At 58.3% G+C, this 14,363-nt stretch carries 15 protein-coding genes; all 15 read left to right on the top strand.

Annotation, left to right across the window (positions count from 1 at the left end):
- The first annotated feature begins 8 nt into the window (after nucleotides 1-8).
- The 15 genes from F8N21_RS11145 to F8N21_RS11075 all read left to right on the top strand — a co-directional run bounded on the left by F8N21_RS11145 (nucleotide 9) and on the right by F8N21_RS11075 (nucleotide 14,336).
- Entirely contained in the window at nucleotides 9-881 is an 873-nt protein-coding gene (locus F8N21_RS11145) for a ParB/RepB/Spo0J family partition protein (protein ID WP_150642181.1), read from the top strand.
- Nucleotides 882-1,027: 146 nt separating this feature from the next.
- On the top strand, nucleotides 1,028-1,435 hold the full coding sequence (locus F8N21_RS11140) for a F0F1 ATP synthase subunit I (RefSeq protein ID WP_150642180.1): 408 nt from the start codon (nucleotides 1,028-1,030) through the stop codon (nucleotides 1,433-1,435).
- Nucleotides 1,436-1,451: 16 nt separating this feature from the next.
- The gene (atpB, locus tag F8N21_RS11135; protein WP_150642179.1) at nucleotides 1,452-2,321 is read left to right on the top strand and encodes a F0F1 ATP synthase subunit A; all 870 of its coding nucleotides are present in this window, start codon (nucleotides 1,452-1,454) and stop codon (nucleotides 2,319-2,321) included.
- Nucleotides 2,322-2,454: 133 nt separating this feature from the next.
- Nucleotides 2,455-2,712: a F0F1 ATP synthase subunit C gene (atpE, locus tag F8N21_RS11130; protein WP_002555987.1), complete on the top strand. Its 258-nt coding sequence runs from the start codon at nucleotides 2,455-2,457 to the stop codon at nucleotides 2,710-2,712.
- 57 nt (nucleotides 2,713-2,769) lie between these two features.
- Nucleotides 2,770-3,240, top strand: a complete 471-nt coding sequence (locus tag F8N21_RS11125; protein ID WP_150642178.1) for a F0F1 ATP synthase subunit B — start codon at nucleotides 2,770-2,772, stop codon at nucleotides 3,238-3,240.
- Nucleotides 3,241-3,252: 12 nt separating this feature from the next.
- Nucleotides 3,253-3,789, top strand: a complete 537-nt coding sequence (locus F8N21_RS11120) for a F0F1 ATP synthase subunit delta (RefSeq protein ID WP_150642177.1) — start codon at nucleotides 3,253-3,255, stop codon at nucleotides 3,787-3,789.
- A gap of 21 nt (nucleotides 3,790-3,810) precedes the next feature.
- On the top strand, nucleotides 3,811-5,355 hold the full coding sequence (gene atpA / locus F8N21_RS11115) for a F0F1 ATP synthase subunit alpha (RefSeq protein ID WP_150642176.1): 1,545 nt from the start codon (nucleotides 3,811-3,813) through the stop codon (nucleotides 5,353-5,355).
- A gap of 50 nt (nucleotides 5,356-5,405) precedes the next feature.
- The gene (atpG, locus tag F8N21_RS11110; RefSeq protein WP_150642175.1) at nucleotides 5,406-6,266 is read left to right on the top strand and encodes a F0F1 ATP synthase subunit gamma; all 861 of its coding nucleotides are present in this window, start codon (nucleotides 5,406-5,408) and stop codon (nucleotides 6,264-6,266) included.
- A gap of 27 nt (nucleotides 6,267-6,293) precedes the next feature.
- Nucleotides 6,294-7,673, top strand: coding sequence for a F0F1 ATP synthase subunit beta (gene atpD / locus F8N21_RS11105; RefSeq protein ID WP_150642174.1), 1,380 nt, complete (start codon nucleotides 6,294-6,296; stop codon nucleotides 7,671-7,673).
- Between the two features lie 44 nt (nucleotides 7,674-7,717).
- The gene (locus F8N21_RS11100) at nucleotides 7,718-8,143 is read left to right on the top strand and encodes a F0F1 ATP synthase subunit epsilon (RefSeq protein WP_150642173.1); all 426 of its coding nucleotides are present in this window, start codon (nucleotides 7,718-7,720) and stop codon (nucleotides 8,141-8,143) included.
- Between the two features lie 114 nt (nucleotides 8,144-8,257).
- The gene (gene glmU / locus F8N21_RS11095; protein ID WP_150642172.1) at nucleotides 8,258-9,625 is read left to right on the top strand and encodes a bifunctional UDP-N-acetylglucosamine diphosphorylase/glucosamine-1-phosphate N-acetyltransferase GlmU; all 1,368 of its coding nucleotides are present in this window, start codon (nucleotides 8,258-8,260) and stop codon (nucleotides 9,623-9,625) included.
- Nucleotides 9,626-9,848: 223 nt separating this feature from the next.
- Nucleotides 9,849-10,625 (top strand): DeoR/GlpR family DNA-binding transcription regulator, encoded by a 777-nt coding sequence (locus F8N21_RS11090; protein ID WP_150642171.1) that lies wholly within the window; start codon nucleotides 9,849-9,851, stop codon nucleotides 10,623-10,625.
- A 1-nt stretch (nucleotide 10,626) separates the two neighbouring features.
- Nucleotides 10,627-12,459 carry a glutamine--fructose-6-phosphate transaminase (isomerizing) gene (gene glmS / locus F8N21_RS11085; RefSeq protein ID WP_150642170.1) on the top strand — a complete coding sequence of 611 codons (1,833 nt, stop codon included), beginning with the start codon at nucleotides 10,627-10,629 and terminating at the stop codon, nucleotides 12,457-12,459.
- Nucleotides 12,460-12,673: 214 nt separating this feature from the next.
- Nucleotides 12,674-13,576 (top strand): LysR family transcriptional regulator, encoded by a 903-nt coding sequence (locus F8N21_RS11080; protein WP_150642169.1) that lies wholly within the window; start codon nucleotides 12,674-12,676, stop codon nucleotides 13,574-13,576.
- 130 nt (nucleotides 13,577-13,706) lie between these two features.
- Nucleotides 13,707-14,336, top strand: coding sequence for a glutathione S-transferase family protein (locus F8N21_RS11075; protein WP_150642168.1), 630 nt, complete (start codon nucleotides 13,707-13,709; stop codon nucleotides 14,334-14,336).
- Nucleotides 14,337-14,363: the final 27 nt, after the last annotated feature.

Here is a 14,363-nt window from a genome sequence, read left to right as displayed (position 1 = left end):
GAATCCCCATGGCCGTCAAGAAACGAGGTCTCGGACGTGGACTGGATGCACTGCTGAGTGGTCCGACTGTCAGCTCGCTGGAAGAGCAGGCGGTGCAGGCCGATCAGCGTGAGCTGCAGCATCTGCCGCTGGACCTGATTCAACGCGGCAAGTATCAGCCGCGTCGGGACATGGACCCACAGGCGCTGGAAGAGCTCGCCCAGTCGATCAAGGCCCAGGGGGTGATGCAACCCATAGTGGTTCGTCCGATCGGCGCTGGTCGCTTTGAGATCATTGCGGGGGAACGCCGTTGGCGTGCCAGCCAGCAGGCCGGCCAGGAAACCATCCCGGCGATGGTTCGCGACGTGCCGGATGAGACCGCCATCGCCATGGCGCTGATCGAGAACATTCAGCGCGAAGACCTCAATCCGATCGAGGAAGCGGTGGCCCTGCAGCGCTTGCAGCAGGAATTCCAGCTGACTCAGCAGCAAGTTGCCGAAGCCGTGGGTAAATCCCGGGTGACCGTGGCCAACTTGCTGCGCCTGATTGCGTTACCTGAAGTCATCAAAACCATGCTGTCTCATGGTGACCTGGAAATGGGTCACGCACGTGCATTGCTCGGTTTACCGGAAAATCAACAAGTCGAAGGGGCGCGACACGTTGTCGCACGAGGTCTGACTGTACGCCAGACTGAAGCCCTGGTTCGCCAGTGGTTGAGTGGCAAACAAGAGCCCGCCGAACCCACCAAACCCGACCCGGATATCGCCCGTCTCGAACAGCGTCTGGCCGAGCGCCTGGGCTCTGCGGTACAGATTCGCCACGGGAAGAAGGGCAAGGGGCAGTTGGTCATTGGTTATAACTCCCTGGATGAATTGCAGGGCGTTCTCGCACACATCCGCTGAAACAATTCCATATGTAGCAGCAGTCAAAAAACACTACCTGGCAGTTGAATAGGGGCGGAAGCGCCCCTATACTCTGCGCGCATTTTGTCGGCACAAATTATGCCAGTTTAAGCGTTCCGGCAGCCGATTCCTGGGGAGCAATATCGATGGAGAGCCGCATGCCAAATCGCTTGCCCTTCCATCGTCTGGCCGTATTTCCGGTGCTACTGGCTCAATTTGTCGTTATGGTACTGGCCGCTTTGGCGCTCTGGTACTGGCATGGAGTCGTAGCCGGTTACTCGGGTCTCTGCGGAGGCCTGATAGCCTTGCTGCCCAACGCGTATTTTGCTCACCGGGCATTTCGGTTTTCCGGCGCCCGGGCAGCTCAAGCCATCGTCCGGTCATTTTATGCCGGCGAGGCGGGCAAACTGATTTTGACGGCAGTGCTGTTTGCATTGACGTTCGCAGGTGTGAAGCCATTGGCGCCGCTAGCTGTATTCGGCGTCTTCGTGCTGACCCAACTGGTCAGCTGGTTCGCACCCCTGCTTATGAAAACAAGACTTTCGAGACCTTAGGGCGTTTGAGGCAACCATGGCAGCAGAAACCGCTTCGGGCTATATCCAGCACCACTTGCAGAACCTGACTTTCGGTCAGCTACCTACCGGTGGCTGGGGCTTTGCCCACACCGCAGCAGAGGCCAAAGAAATGGGCTTCTGGGCATTCCACGTCGATACCCTCGGCTGGTCTGTTGCGTTGGGTCTGATTTTCATTCTGATTTTCCGCCTGGCCGCGAAAAAGGCGACCTCCGGTCAACCTGGCGCCTTGCAGAACTTCGTCGAAGTTCTGATCGAGTTCGTCGACAGCAGCGTGAAAGATACCTTTCATGGCCGCAACCCGTTGATCGCGCCATTGGCACTGACGATTTTTGTCTGGGTCTTCATGATGAACGCCGTCGACCTGGTACCGGTCGACTGGATTCCCAAGCTGGCTGCCATCATTACCGGCGACCCGCATCTGGTCTTCCGTGCCGTTCCGACCACTGACCCGAACGCCACCCTGGGTATGTCCCTGTCGGTGTTCGCGTTGATCATTTTCTACAGCATCAAGGTCAAGGGCATCGGCGGCTTCATCGGCGAACTGACCCTGCACCCATTCGGCAGCAAGAACGTTTTCGTTCAGGCCCTGCTGATTCCGGTGAACTTCCTGCTGGAGTTCGTGACGCTGGTTGCCAAGCCAATCTCCCTGGCACTGCGTCTGTTCGGCAACATGTATGCCGGTGAACTGGTCTTCATTCTGATCGCCGTGATGTTCGGCAGCGGTCTGCTCTGGCTTAGCGGCCTGGGCATAGTTCTGCAGTGGGCGTGGGCTGTGTTCCACATCCTGATCATCACCCTGCAGGCGTTTATCTTCATGATGCTGACCATCGTCTACCTGTCGATGGCGCACGAAGAGAACCATTAAGACCAGTCTCGACTGGTCTGATGTCCCTCTCGGTCAAACGAGAGGGTGCCCGAACAGGGCTATGAAACGATTTGTTTTACCGCTTTAAAAATTAAAAAACCTAAACCATACGACGTAAAAGTCGGGAGGAAAGATGGAAACTGTAGTTGGTCTAACCGCTATCGCTGTTGCACTGTTGATCGGCCTGGGTGCACTGGGTACCGCAATTGGTTTCGGCCTGTTGGGTGGCAAGTTCCTGGAAGGCGCAGCGCGTCAGCCAGAGATGGTTCCAATGCTGCAAGTCAAAATGTTCATCGTTGCCGGTCTGCTCGACGCCGTAACCATGATCGGCGTTGGTATCGCTCTGTTCTTCACCTTCGCGAACCCCTTCGTTGGTCAACTCGCTGGCTAATCACTCGAATTTTCGAGTTGATTAGGGTGATGGACAACGAACGAGCGAGGTGTTGGCGTGAACATTAATGCAACCCTGATTGGCCAGTCCGTTGCGTTCTTCATTTTTGTACTGTTTTGCATGAAGTTCGTGTGGCCTCCGGTCATCGCGGCTTTGCACGAACGTCAGAAGAAGATCGCGGATGGATTGGACGCTGCCAGCCGTGCAGCTCGCGACCTGGAGTTGGCCCAAGAGAAAGCGGGTCATCAACTGCGCGATGCTAAAGCACAGGCAGCTGAAATCATTGAGCAAGCCAAGAAACGCGGTACTCAGATCGTCGACGAAGCCAGAGATCAGGCTCGCGTCGAAGCTGAACGTGTGAAGGCTCAGGCTCAGGCCGAGATCGAGCAGGAACTGAACAGTGTCAAAGACGCGCTGCGTGCCCAACTGGGTGCTCTGGCCGTTGGCGGCGCCGAGAAGATCCTGGGTGCCACAATCGATCAAAACGCGCACGCGGAGCTGGTTAACAAACTGGCTGCTGAAATTTAAGCGAGGGCGATCATGGCAGAATTGACCACGTTGGCCCGACCTTACGCTAAGGCAGCCTTCGAGCACGCCCAGTCCCACAAGCAGCTGGCCTCTTGGTCAGCCATGCTCGGCCTGGCTGCAGCAGTGTCGCAAGATGACACTATGCAGCGCGTGCTCAAGGCCCCGCGACTGACGAGCGCAGACAAGGCCACCACGTTTATCGACGTGTGTGGCGACAAGTTTGATGTGAAGGTGCAGAACTTCATTCACGTCGTTGCCGAAAACGACCGTCTCCCGCTTTTGCCGGAGATCGCCGCTCTGTTTGACCTGTACAAGGCCGAACAAGAGAAATCGGTAGATGTGGATGTCACCAGTGCTTTCGCATTGAACCAAGAACAGCAAGACAAACTCGCCAAGGTTCTCAGTGCACGACTCAACCGGGAAGTGCGCCTGCAAGTTGCGGAGGACGCTGCCCTGATTGGTGGTGTCATCATCCGCGCCGGCGACCTGGTTATCGATGGCTCGATTCGCGGCAAACTCGCGAACCTTGCCGAAGCATTGAAATCTTGAGTTTGAAGGGGCAGCAGAGCAATGCAGCAACTCAATCCTTCCGAAATAAGTGAAATTATCAAGGGCCGCATCGACAAACTCGATGTGACCTCCCAAGCCCGTAACGAAGGCACTGTCGTCAGCGTATCTGACGGCATCGTGCGGATTCACGGTCTGGCCGACGTCATGTACGGCGAGATGATCGAGTTTCCGGGCGGCGTCTTCGGTATGGCCCTCAACCTTGAGCAAGACTCTGTAGGCGCCGTGGTATTGGGCTCCTATCAGTCTCTGGCTGAAGGCATGAGCGCCAAGTGCACTGGCCGCATCCTCGAAGTTCCGGTTGGTAAGGAACTGCTGGGTCGCGTAGTCGACGCACTGGGTAACCCAGTTGACGGCAAAGGTCCGCTGAACAACACCGAGACCGATGCGGTCGAGAAAGTTGCTCCAGGCGTGATCTGGCGTAAGTCGGTAGACCAGCCTGTACAGACTGGCTACAAGGCTGTCGATGCCATGATCCCTGTCGGCCGTGGCCAGCGTGAGCTGATCATCGGTGACCGTCAGATCGGTAAAACCGCTCTGGCGATCGACGCGATCATCAACCAGAAAAACAGCGGCATCTTCTGCGTCTACGTAGCTATCGGTCAGAAACAATCGACCATCGCCAACGTTGTTCGCAAGCTGGAAGAAAACGGCGCGCTGGCTAACACCATCGTCGTGGCTGCGAGCGCTTCGGAATCTGCAGCACTGCAATTCCTGGCACCGTACTCCGGTTGCACCATGGGCGAATACTTCCGCGACCGCGGTGAAGACGCGCTGATCGTTTATGACGATCTGTCCAAGCAAGCAGTGGCTTACCGCCAGATTTCCCTGCTGCTGCGCCGTCCACCAGGCCGTGAAGCTTACCCAGGCGACGTGTTCTATCTCCACTCCCGTCTGCTGGAGCGCGCATCCCGCGTTTCGGAAGAATACGTAGAGAAGTTCACCAACGGCGCAGTGACCGGCAAAACCGGTTCCCTGACCGCACTGCCGATCATCGAAACCCAGGCTGGCGACGTTTCCGCGTTCGTTCCGACCAACGTGATTTCCATCACCGACGGTCAGATCTTCCTGGAATCGGCCATGTTCAACTCCGGGATCCGTCCTGCAGTGAACGCCGGTGTTTCGGTATCCCGTGTGGGTGGTGCCGCTCAGACCAAGATCATCAAGAAGCTCTCCGGTGGTATCCGTACCGCTCTGGCTCAGTACCGTGAACTGGCAGCATTTGCCCAGTTCGCTTCTGACCTGGACGAAGCGACCCGTAAGCAACTTGAGCATGGTCAGCGCGTTACCGAGCTGATGAAGCAGAAGCAATACGCACCAATGTCGATCGCTGACATGGCGCTGTCGCTGTATGCCGCTGAGCGTGGGTTCCTGACTGACATTGAAATCGCCAAGATCGGCAGCTTCGAACAAGCGCTGATTGCTTTCTTCAACCGCGATCACGCCGATTTGATGGCGAAGATCAACGTGAAGGGTGACTTCAATGACGAAATCGACGCTGGCATGAAAGCCGGTATCGAGAAGTTCAAGGCCACCCAAACCTGGTAAGCCGCAGCGGGAGCCGCAAGGCTCCCGCTTGCTAACCTGATAGGTGTTACATGGCAGGCGCAAAAGAGATTCGCAGTAAGATTGCGAGCATCAAAAGCACGCAAAAGATCACCAGCGCCATGGAAAAAGTGGCGGTCAGCAAAATGCGCAGGGCACAAATGCGCATGGCTGCTAGCCGTCCTTACGCGGAGCGCATCCGCCAGGTTATCGGTCATCTGGCCAACGCCAACCCGGAATATCGCCACCCCTTCATGATCGAGCGCGAAATCAAGCGCGTCGGTTATGTCGTCGTGAGCAGTGACCGTGGTTTGTGCGGTGGTTTGAACACCAACCTGTTCAAGGCTTTGGTCAAGGACATGGCGGTAAACCGCGATCGCGGCGTAGAGATCGATCTGTGCGTGGTCGGTAGCAAAGGTGCGGCATTTTTCCGCAACTTCGGCGGTAACGTCGTCGCTGCTATCAGCCACTTGGGCGAAGAGCCGTCGATCAATGATCTGATCGGCAGCGTCAAGGTGATGCTGGATGCCTACCTGGACGGCCGTATTGACCGCCTGTCCGTGGTGTCCAACAAGTTCATCAACACCATGACGCAACAGCCTACGGTGGAACAGTTGATTCCGCTGGTGGCGACCCAGGATCAGAAACTCAAGCACCACTGGGACTATCTCTACGAACCGGATGCCAAGGAGCTGCTTGACGGCTTGATGGTCCGCTACGTGGAGTCGCAGGTGTACCAGGCGGTGGTCGAGAACAACGCGGCTGAACAGGCTGCGCGGATGATCGCAATGAAGAACGCTACCGATAACGCCGGTGACTTGATCAGCGATTTGCAGCTGATCTACAACAAGGCGCGTCAGGCTGCGATCACCCAAGAGATCTCGGAAATCGTCGGCGGCGCTGCCGCGGTTTAACGGTTCAAATATTCAGAGGATCCAGCTATGAGTAGCGGACGTATCGTTCAAATCATCGGCGCCGTTATCGACGTGGAATTTCCACGCGACAGCGTACCGAGCATCTACAACGCGCTGTTGGTACAAAGCGCGGCCGGGACCACCCTCGAAGTTCAGCAGCAGCTGGGCGACGGCGTGGTTCGTACCATTGCGATGGGTTCCACCGAAGGCTTGAAGCGCGGTCTGGAAGTCAAAGACTCCGGCGCAGCCATCTCCGTACCGGTCGGTAAAGCGACCCTGGGCCGGATCATGGACGTTCTGGGCAACCCGATCGACGAAGCTGGCCCGATCGACACCGAAGAGCGCTGGGGCATTCACCGTCCTGCGCCAACCTTCGCTGAACAGGCTGGTGGCAACGACCTGCTGGAAACCGGCATCAAGGTTATCGACCTGGTTTGCCCGTTCGCCAAAGGCGGTAAAGTCGGTCTGTTCGGTGGTGCCGGTGTAGGCAAAACCGTAAACATGATGGAACTGATCCGTAACATCGCCATCGAGCACAGCGGTTATTCCGTGTTCGCCGGTGTGGGTGAGCGTACTCGTGAGGGTAACGACTTCTACCACGAGATGAAGGACTCCAACGTTCTGGACAAAGTGGCACTGGTTTACGGTCAGATGAACGAGCCGCCGGGTAACCGTCTGCGCGTAGCACTGACTGGCCTGACCATGGCCGAGAAGTTCCGTGACGAAGGTAACGACGTACTGTTGTTCGTTGACAACATCTACCGTTACACCCTCGCCGGTACTGAAGTATCCGCACTGCTGGGCCGTATGCCTTCTGCAGTAGGTTACCAGCCGACCCTGGCTGAAGAGATGGGTACTCTGCAAGAGCGCATCACTTCGACCAAAAACGGTTCGATCACCTCGATCCAGGCGGTATACGTACCGGCGGATGACTTGACTGACCCGTCGCCAGCGACCACTTTCGCCCACTTGGACGCCACCGTCGTACTGTCCCGTGACATCGCCTCCCTGGGTATCTACCCAGCGGTCGATCCACTCGACTCGACTTCGCGCCAGCTGGACCCGATGGTTATCGGCCAGGAACACTACGACACCGCTCGCGGCGTACAGTATGTGTTGCAGCGCTACAAAGAGCTGAAGGACATCATTGCGATCCTGGGTATGGACGAGCTGTCGGAAGCCGACAAGCAGTTGGTAAACCGTGCTCGTAAGATCCAGCGCTTCTTGTCGCAACCGTTCTTCGTGGCTGAAGTCTTCACTGGTGCCTCGGGTAAATACGTTTCCCTGAAAGACACCATTGCCGGCTTCAAAGGCATCCTCAACGGTGACTACGACCACCTGCCAGAACAAGCGTTCTACATGGTCGGCGGCATCGAAGAAGCGGTCGAGAAAGCCAAAAAACTGTAATCCCGGCGCCCGGCAACGGGCGCTAATCAGGTTGAGGCAAGCAGATGGCTATGACAGTCCATTGCGATATCGTCAGCGCGGAAGGAGAAATCTTTTCCGGTCTGGTCGAGATGGTGGTCGCGCACGGCAGCCTGGGTGATCTTGGTATCGCTCTAGGTCACGCTCCGCTGATCACTGAACTCAAGCCGGGCCCGATCCGCCTGATCAAGCAGGGTGGGGAAACCGAGGTGTTTTACATCTCCGGTGGTTACCTCGAGGTTCAGCCGAACATGGTCAAGGTTCTTGCCGACACCGTGCAACGTGCTGCCGACCTGGACGAAGCCTCCGCTCAGGAAGCCGTCAAGGCTGCTGAGAAGGCCTTGCATGACAGAGGCGCCGAGTTCGACTACGGTTCCGCTGCCGCACGTCTGGCCGAGGCCGCAGCTCAGCTGCGCACCGTCCAGCAGATCCGCAAGAAGTTTGGCGGCTAAGCCATCAGCTTTTTGTGTGATTGATTAAAAAGGGTAGCCTCGGCTACCCTTTTTCTTTTTCCGCCGTTCAATTTTTGGTCGCAGCCGCTGACCACCCAGGATTGGTAGCCAGTCATGTCTCTTGAAATCGTAATCCTCGCTGCCGGTCAAGGCACGCGCATGCGTTCGGCCCTGCCGAAAGTGCTTCACCCGGTGGCGGGCAATTCCATGCTCGGCCATGTTATCCACAGCGCCCGGCAACTTGATCCGCAGCGCATCCATGTGGTGATTGGCCATGGTGCCGATGTGGTGCGTGAGCGTCTGGCCGCAGACGATCTGAACTTCGTATTGCAGGACAAGCAACTCGGTACTGGCCACGCCGTGGCTCAGGCTTTGCCGTTTCTGACGGCTGAAAACGTACTGATCCTCTACGGCGATGTGCCGCTGATCGAAGTCGAGACGCTTCAGCGCCTGCTGAAAAAAGTTAACCCTGAACAACTCGGTCTGTTGACCGTCACCCTGGCCGACCCTACCGGGTACGGCCGGATAGTCCGCAATGCTGACGGCAAAGTCGCTGCTATCGTCGAACACAAAGACGCCACTGACGCCCAGAAGGCTATCTGCGAAGGCAACACCGGGATTCTTGCGGTGCCCGGTGCACGGCTGGCCGATTGGCTGGGTCGCTTGTCGAACAACAACGTCCAGGGCGAGTACTACCTCACTGACGTGATCGAAATGGCAGTCAAGGACGGCCTGGTGGTGGCTACCGAACAACCCCATGACGCCATGGAAGTGCAGGGCGCCAACGATCGCAAGCAGCTCGCTGAACTGGAGCGTCACTACCAATTGCGCGAAGGTCGTCGCCTGATGGCGCTGGGTGTCACCTTGCGTGACCCGGCACGCTTCGACGTGCGCGGGGAAGTCAGTGTCGGGCGTGACGTGCTGATCGACATCAACGTGATTCTCGAAGGCCGGGTGGTTATCGAAGACGACGTGGTCATCGGCCCGAACTGCGTGATCAAGGACAGCACCTTGCGCAAAGGCGTGGTGATCAAGGCCAACAGTCATATCGAAGGCGCAGTCCTGGGCGAAGGCAGCGATGCCGGGCCGTTTGCCCGTCTGCGGCCGGGGACTGTGCTGGACGCCCGCGCCCATGTGGGTAATTTTGTCGAGCTGAAGAATGCTCACCTGGGTGAAGGCGCGAAGGCGGGTCACCTGACCTACCTGGGCGATGCCGAGGTGGGTGCGCGCACCAACATTGGCGCGGGCACCATTACCTGCAACTACGATGGCGCCAACAAGTGGAAGACCGTGCTGGGTGAAGACGTGTTCATCGGCTCCAACAACTCCTTGGTGGCGCCTGTGGATATCTCCAATGGTGCGACCACTGCGGCGGGTTCGACCATTACTCAGGATGTACCAGAGGCTCAGTTGGCGTTGGGCCGGGCGCGGCAGAAGAACATTGGTGGCTGGAAGCGTCCGGTGAAAATCAACAAGAGCTGAGTTATCCACAGCTGCGAAGATCGCTAAAAGATCGCAGCCTGCGGCAGCTCCTACAGGGATTGAGTCCATCCACGATATCGGGTGAACGAAATTCCGTAGGAGCTGCCGCAGGCTGCGATCTTTTTGGTTTATCCACAGATATTTTTTATCCGCGAACTTGACGAAGTTTCGTTAATGGGTTTTGATTGCCTTCGTTATCTTTCGAAACGAAACTTATCAGCCCATGTCGAAACGAAATACACCACAACGGCGCCACAATATCCTCGCCTTGCTCAATGAGCAGGGTGAAGTCAGTGTCGATGAGTTGGCCAAGCGTTTCGAAACTTCGGAAGTCACGATTCGCAAGGATCTGGCAGCTCTGGAGAGCAATGGGCTGTTGCTGCGTCGTTATGGTGGTGCGATCACCATGCCGCAAGAGCTGGTGAGTGATCTTGGGCAGCCCGTCTCGAAGTTCAAGCAGGCCATCGCCCGCGCCGCCGTTACGCGGATTCGCGAACACGCGCGGATCATCATCGACAGCGGCAGTACCACCGCTGCCATGATTCCCGAACTCGGTCAGCAGCCAGGTCTGGTGGTAATGACCAACTCCCTGCACGTTGCCAATGCCCTGAGCGAGCTGGAACACGAACCGGTGCTGTTGATGACCGGTGGCACCTGGGATCCACACTCCGAGTCTTTCCAGGGGCAGGTCGCTGAACAGGTACTACGCTCTTATGATTTTGACCAGCTGTTCATCGGTGCCGATGGCATTGATCTGATCCGTGGCACCACGACCTTCAACGAATTGCTCGGCCTCAGCCGGGTGATGGCGGAAGTGGCCCGCGAGGTGATCGTGATGGTCGAGGCCGACAAAATCGGCCGCAAAATTCCCAACCTGGAGTTGCCCTGGAGCAGCGTCCATACCCTCATTACCGATGATCGCTTGCCTCTCGAGGCACGCGAGCACATTCAGGCCCGCGGCATCACCTTGATATGCGCGGCAGTCAACCAGGAGAAATAGCATGTGTGGAATTGTTGGCGCGGTCGCTGAACGGAATATCACAGCCATCCTGCTCGAAGGCCTCAAGCGCCTTGAATACCGCGGCTACGACAGTGCCGGCGTGGCGGTTTTCACCAACGCCGGCAAGCTTGAGCGCATGCGCCGCCCAGGCAAGGTCAGCGAGCTGGAACAAGCCCTGGCCGGTGAGCCTATGGTCGGCCGCCTCGGTATCGCCCACACCCGTTGGGCAACTCACGGTGCGCCGTGCGAGCGTAATGCCCATCCGCATTTCTCCGGGGATCTGGCGGTGGTGCACAACGGCATTATCGAGAACCATGAAGCCCTGCGTGCACAGTTGAAAGCCCTGGGTTATGTGTTCACCTCCGACACTGACACCGAAGTCATCGCCCACCTGCTCAACCACAAACTCAAAGACTTGCGCGATCTGACCGTTGCGCTCAAGGCCACTGTGAAAGAACTGCACGGTGCCTATGGCCTGGCAGTCGTCAGTGCTCATCAGCCAGATCGTCTGGTGGCGGCCCGCAGCGGCAGCCCGCTGGTGATTGGTCTGGGTCTGGGCGAGAACTTCCTGGCCTCCGATCAGTTGGCGTTGCGTCAAGTCACCGATCGTTTCATGTACCTGGAAGAGGGCGACATCGCCGAGATCCGCCGCGACAACGTGCAGATCTGGGATGTCGACGGTCAGTCAGTCGAACGTGAAGCCGTGCAATACCGTGACGGTGCCGAAGCCGCTGAAAAAGGCGAGTTCCGTCACTTCATGCTCAAGGAAATCCACGAGCAACCGTCGGTGGTCCAGCGCACCCTGGAAGGCCGCCTCAGCCAGAACCAAGTGCTGGTCCAGGCCTTCGGCCCACAAGCCGCCGAGCTGTTCGCCAAGGTCCGCAATGTGCAGATCGTCGCTTGTGGCACCAGCTACCACGCCGGCATGGTTGCCCGTTACTGGCTCGAAGAGCTGGCCGGGATTCCGTGCCAGGTTGAAGTCGCCAGTGAGTTCCGCTACCGCAAAGTCGTGGTGCAACCGGACACGCTGTTCGTGACCATCTCGCAATCCGGCGAAACCGCCGACACCCTGGCGGCGCTACGTAACGCCAAAGAACTGGGTTTCCTCGCCAGCCTGGCGATCTGCAACGTCGGCATCAGCTCGCTGGTGCGTGAGTCCGACCTGACCCTATTGACTCAAGCCGGTCGCGAAATCGGCGTGGCCTCAACCAAAGCCTTCACCACTCAGCTGGTTGGCCTGCTGCTGCTGACCCTGTCCCTGGGCCAGGTCCGCGGTACGTTGGCCAAAGGCGTGGAAGCCGAACTGGTCGAAGAATTGCGCCGCTTACCGACTCGCCTGGGTGAAGCCCTGGCCATGGACAGCATCATCGAGAAAACCGCCGAGCTGTTCGCCGAGAAGAAGCACACGCTGTTCCTCGGCCGTGGCGCGCAGTTCCCGGTAGCGATGGAAGGTGCGCTCAAGCTCAAGGAAATCTCTTACATCCACGCCGAAGCCTACCCGGCCGGTGAGCTGAAGCACGGCCCGCTGGCGCTGGTCGACGCCGACATGCCGGTAGTGACCGTGGCACCGAACAACGAACTGTTGGAGAAACTCAAATCCAACCTGCAGGAAGTTCGCGCCCGTGGCGGTGAGCTGGTGGTGTTTGCCGACGAACAGGCTGGCCTGACCAATGGCGAAGGCACTCACGTCATCAACATGCCGCACATCCATGACACCCTGTCGCCGATCCTCTACACCATTCCGCTGCAGCTGCTGTCGTATTACGTGGCCGTGCTTAAAGGCACCGACGTCGACCAGCCGCGCAACCTGGCAAAATCCGTAACGGTGGAGTGAGTTATCCACAGCCCGGTGCTGTTCCACAGTTCCCCAGGGCTTTCAGCGCAGGCTAGATCGCCAAGATCGCAGCCTGCGGCAGCTCCTACGGGTGATCGGCGTAGCGACGGGTAAACTCGGTCGGCGTAGGAGCTGCCGAAGGCTGCGATCTTTTGGGGTAGCTGGTGCTTAACTAAACGGCATTAGCGCTTGCTCTCGCCCAAGAGGTGCCTCCATCGACAGATTCCAGGAAATGCAGGTGTTCCTCGCCGTGGCGCAAGAGCAGGGTTTTTCTGCTGCGGCGCGGCGCTTGGGCCTGTCGGCAGCGAGCGTCACCCGGGCGATCGCGGCGCTGGAAAAACGCATCGGCGCACAGCTGCTGACGCGCACTACCCGTAGCGTGTACCTGAGCGAGGCTGGTCAACGTTATCTGGAAGACTGTCGACGCATCCTCGCCGAGCTCCAGGAGGCCGAAGCCTCGGCGGCGGGCAGCCATGCCCAGCCGCGTGGGCAACTGACGATTACGGCACCGGTGTTATTCGGTGATTTATTCGTAACACCGGTTATGGTCGCTTACCTGGATCAATTCCCCGAAGTCAGCATCAACGCCTTGCTCGTCGACCCTGTGGTGAGCATGGTCGAGGAGGGCATTGATGTGGCGGTGCGCATCGGTGAACTGCCGGACAGCAATCAGCACGCGATTCTGGTGGGGGAAGTGCGGCGGGTGATCTGCGGCTCGCCCGGTTACCTGACGACCCATGGCCGGCCTCTACACCCGGATGACCTGTGTCAGGCACGGATAGTCGCGACATCGTCCATCGGCCAGGTCAGGAGCTGGCAATTCGAGCAGGCGGGTACAGCGCTCAGCGTTCGCCCCGAGCCACGTCTGGTGGTCACCGCGAATCAGGCAGCGATCACTGCGGTGTGTCTGGGGTGGGGGCTGACCCGCGTCTTGTCTTATCAAGTCGCGAGCAAGGTGGCTGCCGGCGAACTGGAAATCGTTCTGCAAGACTTCGAACTGCCGCCATTGCCCATCCATGTGGTGTATCAAGGCGGGCGCAAAGCCCCGGCGCGAGTGCGCAGCTTTGTCGATTTCGCGGTGCACACGCTGCGTGAGCATCCTGCGCTGAAGGCCTGAACCTTTATTGCACCTGATGAAATAATGGATTGTGTTATCTGGTTATTCTGTTGTTTTCGTCGCGGGTAGAAAATAGCTCCCATCGGCGCGGCTCTGTCCTGGACTGCGCGATCATCCTGCGGAGTCCTTCATGTCCCGGCCAGCTATCAAACTCTATAACTTCCCACGCTCCGGTCATGCCCACCGAGTCGAGTTGATGCTCTCGTTGCTCGGCCTGCCGACTGAACTGGTGTTCGTCGACTTGGCCAAGGGCGCTCATAAACAACCCGAGTTTCTCGCGCTGAATGCTTTTGGCCAGGTTCCGGTCATCGATGACCAAGGCGTGGTGCTGGCCGACTCCAATGCAATTCTGGTGTACCTGGCGCAGAAATATGGCCAAGGCCGCTGGCTGCCGGCGGACCCGGTTGGCGCTGCCAGGGTCCAGCGCTGGTTGTCGGTCGCGGCGGGGCAGATTGCCTCAGGCCCGGCCGCGGCTCGAATGATTACCGTGTTCGGCGCCCCGTATAACGCTGAAGAAGTGATCGCCCGCTCCCACAGCCTGCTCAAGGTGATCGATCAGGAATTGGCTAATACTCCCTACCTGGCGGGCGAAGAACCGACCATTGCCGATGTCGCCGGCTACAGCTACATCGCCCATGCGCCGGAAGGCAATGTGTCGCTGGACGACTATGCCAATGTGCGCGCCTGGTTGGAACGTATCGAAGCCTTGCCCGGGTTTGTCGCGATGCCGCGCACGGTGGCCGGCCTGCAAACTGCCTGAGATCAGCGAACCCCGGTCCAGTCAGGC

Source organism: Pseudomonas fluorescens (assembly GCF_902497895.1).
In the GTDB taxonomy this organism is placed as follows: Bacteria; Pseudomonadota; Gammaproteobacteria; order Pseudomonadales; family Pseudomonadaceae; genus Aquipseudomonas; species Aquipseudomonas fluorescens_BP.
The sequence above is the reverse complement of the archived record's forward strand: the minus strand, read 5'-3'. Positions and strand labels throughout refer to the sequence as shown.

Coding starts and splice junctions, on each gene's coding strand:
- F8N21_RS11120 (WP_150642177.1), top strand. CDS start 3,253: ATGGCAGAATTGACCACGTTGGCCCGACCTTACGCTAAGGCAGCCTTC.
- F8N21_RS11090 (WP_150642171.1), top strand. CDS start 9,849: ATGTCGAAACGAAATACACCACAACGGCGCCACAATATCCTCGCCTTG.
- F8N21_RS11140 (WP_150642180.1), top strand. CDS start 1,028: ATGGAGAGCCGCATGCCAAATCGCTTGCCCTTCCATCGTCTGGCCGTA.
- atpG (WP_150642175.1), top strand. CDS start 5,406: ATGGCAGGCGCAAAAGAGATTCGCAGTAAGATTGCGAGCATCAAAAGC.
- glmS (WP_150642170.1), top strand. CDS start 10,627: ATGTGTGGAATTGTTGGCGCGGTCGCTGAACGGAATATCACAGCCATC.
- glmU (WP_150642172.1), top strand. CDS start 8,258: ATGTCTCTTGAAATCGTAATCCTCGCTGCCGGTCAAGGCACGCGCATG.
- F8N21_RS11075 (WP_150642168.1), top strand. CDS start 13,707: ATGTCCCGGCCAGCTATCAAACTCTATAACTTCCCACGCTCCGGTCAT.
- atpE (WP_002555987.1), top strand. CDS start 2,455: ATGGAAACTGTAGTTGGTCTAACCGCTATCGCTGTTGCACTGTTGATC.
- F8N21_RS11100 (WP_150642173.1), top strand. CDS start 7,718: ATGGCTATGACAGTCCATTGCGATATCGTCAGCGCGGAAGGAGAAATC.
- atpA (WP_150642176.1), top strand. CDS start 3,811: ATGCAGCAACTCAATCCTTCCGAAATAAGTGAAATTATCAAGGGCCGC.
- atpD (WP_150642174.1), top strand. CDS start 6,294: ATGAGTAGCGGACGTATCGTTCAAATCATCGGCGCCGTTATCGACGTG.
- F8N21_RS11145 (WP_150642181.1), top strand. CDS start 9: ATGGCCGTCAAGAAACGAGGTCTCGGACGTGGACTGGATGCACTGCTG.
- atpB (WP_150642179.1), top strand. CDS start 1,452: ATGGCAGCAGAAACCGCTTCGGGCTATATCCAGCACCACTTGCAGAAC.